At 34.9% G+C, this 3268-nt stretch carries 5 protein-coding genes; 2 read left to right on the top strand and 3 right to left on the bottom strand.

Annotated elements, in window-relative coordinates:
• A partial coding sequence (locus AC1DJR_RS23150; protein WP_477003593.1) for a permease occupies positions 1 to 399 on the top strand: 399 nt, incomplete at its 5' end.
• Positions 400 to 573: 174 nt separating this feature from the next.
• Here the strand turns inward: AC1DJR_RS23150 and AC1DJR_RS23145 are convergent.
• The 3 genes from AC1DJR_RS23145 to AC1DJR_RS23135 all read right to left on the bottom strand — a co-directional run bounded on the left by AC1DJR_RS23145 (position 574) and on the right by AC1DJR_RS23135 (position 2101).
• Complete coding sequence (locus AC1DJR_RS23145; RefSeq protein WP_165497902.1) at positions 574 to 729, bottom strand: hypothetical protein; 156 nt, start codon at positions 727 to 729, stop codon at positions 574 to 576.
• A 164-nt stretch (positions 730 to 893) separates the two neighbouring features.
• Positions 894 to 1553 carry a PspA/IM30 family protein gene (locus AC1DJR_RS23140; protein ID WP_131246823.1) on the bottom strand — a complete coding sequence of 220 codons (660 nt, stop codon included), beginning with the start codon at positions 1551 to 1553 and terminating at the stop codon, positions 894 to 896.
• A 2-nt stretch (positions 1554 to 1555) separates the two neighbouring features.
• The gene (locus AC1DJR_RS23135; RefSeq protein ID WP_477003594.1) at positions 1556 to 2101 is read right to left on the bottom strand and encodes a hypothetical protein; all 546 of its coding nucleotides are present in this window, start codon (positions 2099 to 2101) and stop codon (positions 1556 to 1558) included.
• A gap of 545 nt (positions 2102 to 2646) precedes the next feature.
• On the opposite strand from AC1DJR_RS23135, the gene AC1DJR_RS23130 reads away from it, so the two are divergent.
• Positions 2647 to 3268: DMT family transporter (locus tag AC1DJR_RS23130; RefSeq protein WP_477003592.1), on the top strand; the 622-nt coding region annotated here is incomplete at its 3' end.

Genomic DNA, 3268 nt, shown 5'->3' with positions numbered 1-3268 from the left:
TTTCTACTCCCCCCCGTCCTAATATTTGTAGGGTTACTTGATCAGTGGGTGAAGAAAGAAACGCTAATGAAATACATGGGAGAAAAGTCCGGCATATATGGAATATTATTCTCTCTATTATTAGGCGGTATTGCAGCTGGTCCCCTCTATGTTGCCTTTCCAATTGCAGCACTACTATTAAAAAAAGGCGCAAGTATTAGGTACATCGTATTTTTCTTAGGCGTTTGGACAACTGCGAAATTACCRATTATSGTGTATGAATTTTCTTCATTTGGMGCTRCYTTTACRCTCATTCAYATTTGYTTYGGTTTAKTGTTCTTTTATRTAATGGGCATCATTTTTGAGAAATTTTATGATCAGGGGCAATTGTTGCGGTATGATGTTACGAGGGAAATGTAATAAACTGCTTATACAATTACAACACTCAAATTGACCACAAAATAGGAATATGATATATTTTCCGTATAATACTATATAAGTGTGACATCGAATAAAATGGCATATAATAAAAAGAAGAGATGCGCTAACATCTCTTCCCTAACTGCTACCGTATAGGGTGGTAGTTATTATAAGTTATTTCTTTTTGCGGAACCCACCCTTTTGCTTCCTACGGCGCGGAGTGGGTTTTTTGTTGTCCTTATCCAGAAGTTGCTTCCGCAAAAAACACGCTGAAACTTCACGTACAGTCGCTTTCACAAACTCTTTTACAAGATCAAACAAAAACTCCATATTATCACCTCCTTTCCTTCCAAATAGAAAGAAGGGATAACCACCCACCCTCACAATATGCAGTTAAATATATTTTACCAAACGATTGTTAAGATATTATGTAAACAAAACAAATGAAATTTCACATAGAAAAAAGCCCATATGAAAATGGGCTTTTTTGCATACTATTTATTCTCTTTTAACTTCTCTAACTCCCGCTGTACTTCTTCTTGCAAATTTTGATCTAACACTTCTTGTTGATTCGGAGACTTTAAATTATAAAAATAGTTACTAGCAGCTGTTTCTGCTTCTAGCTTTTGCACATACGATTCAATGCGTGCAAAGCCTTTCGCTGTACTTTCTGTATGGAACGAATCAATTGCTCTGTTGCTTTCTTTTATCGCTTGCGCCGCATTTAACCGTGAAACAAGAACTAGTTCTTTATATTGCAACTCTCCATATTTCTTTTGCAATTTGTCAATTTGTTCATAAATCGTTGCTGTTTGCTCTTTTGTTATTTCGTACTGCTTACGATATAGTTCCGCCTTTTTCTCATTCACAATTTTTTCTTGCAAGGCTAACTGCGCCATATGATCTTCTTCGCGTGATACTGCAAGCTCAGCTTGGCGAGTTCTCTTCGCAATAAGAGCAACCGTTTCTGAAATTAATGCTTCATACTTTTTTTCTAAATAATATTGGTGAGAAAGTGCTTTTTCAGCCTTCGTAATTTGCTGTTCTGTTTCGCGAAGATATTGCTTCAACATGCTAACCGGTTTTTCTATCTTATCTAACGTTTGATGCACATCCGCCACTACAATATTTTTAATACGTTTTAAAATACCCATTATTACTTCTCCTCCTTACGAATATTGCGTTCCCATTGATCTAAAATATCTACTTGTTTTTGTACTTGAAAATCGCTGTATACATCTATATCAGTTGCCATTCTTTTCTCTTTTAATTTTTTATATGCCCAAACAATCGCTGCAACAAATGCAAKCATCGGAAGRACYGGTAATAAACCAATAACTAGGAGCAATATGCCTGTCCATTTTTTAATCGCATTCCCTTCAGACTTACGAATCATAAACCAGCCGAAAAGAACAAATCCAAACGCTAACAGGAATGGTATAAAGAATAAACCTTCAAACTCTTTTTCATGGTGTTTTTCATGATGCTGATTTCGCTCAAAGTTATTAAACTTTTCTTTTTGTGTAACGAAAGCTTCCCTTTCTTTATCGTGAGAAACAGTATATGCCGCTTGCYTATGCTTCTCATGATCCCACCTTTCAAACTTCATACTATGTAATCCAAACAATAGTAATGCCAGAAGTAACGGCAGGATCAAAATCCATTTTAACCAACGTAATTTTTTACGTTTATTCTTTTTCATCTGTTCACCACCATCTATCATTCGTTTTGAGATAAGCAAAAAATGTATTACCTCCCTTTACCTTTGATACATATGAGTGTAAAACTTGGACGTGAGAAGAGCATGAAAGAAACATGATGAATATATGAGAAATATCTAAAAAATTTCTCATAATTATTCCAAAACGAAAGAACCCAACTTCTCCATATAAAGTGAAACTTTAATCAGTGGGGGTTTTGTCCATCCCCCACTGATTATTAGCCTTCACCAATCGGGCTTTTACGGGCAGTTATCTCCCACCTAACTTCCTCGCATTCACCGAATTTTGAGGTGGGAGTCTTACTGCCCGTTAATGCGGGACCAAATAGAGAAATTGGGTTCTTTTTCATTATTTCTATTCACTTTAGAAACTCACATACTAATCTTCTTCAAATCCGAACTTTCAATAATTGAATGGAGAAAAAAGCGTCGATAAATTTTTGTTCCAAATATTCAGAATTAATATTAAAATAAACAATGGGGATAGGGGTATGGAATCATAAATTATACATAACGAGGGACTAGAAATGAAAATACAATTAAAAGCTGATTTAATGCTACTACTAGTTACATTTTTTTGGGGTGCATCCATCCTACTTACAAAGCTTGGACTTGATGGCATAGAAGAATATAATTTAATCGCATTACGATTTATTATTGCCTTTCTTTTATCAGGTTTAATATTTTACAAACACTTATTCAAAGTCGATTTTAAAACTGTAAAATATGCTTTTATACTAGCTTCCGTTTTATTTATCGTTTACATTTTCGCGACATTCGGTACAAAGTATACTAGTGTCTCTAATGCTGGTTTCTTACTATGTCTCACAGTCATTTTCATTCCGATATTATCAGCTATATTTTTAAAACACATTCCTGAAAAGAAAGTTATATTAGGAATTGTGTTAACGATAATAGGAATTGGCTTATTAACATTAACTAGTGAATTCAAGATCGGTAACGGCGATATATTTTGCATAYTRTCTGCYTTATTTTATGCGATTCACGTCATCATTACTGGAAACGTAACAAAACATGTGAACTCGATTGCGCTCGGAGTCATACAACTCGGTTTCGTCGGCCTATTTAGTCTTATTTTTTCATTAGTGATGGAAACCCCAAAACTTCCTAGCACGATCAACTCATGGC

It is taken from the genome of Bacillus sp. 05T31, from assembly GCF_056396725.1.
Note: the sequence above shows the minus strand (reverse complement) of the source record. Positions and strands in the feature narration are given on the sequence as shown.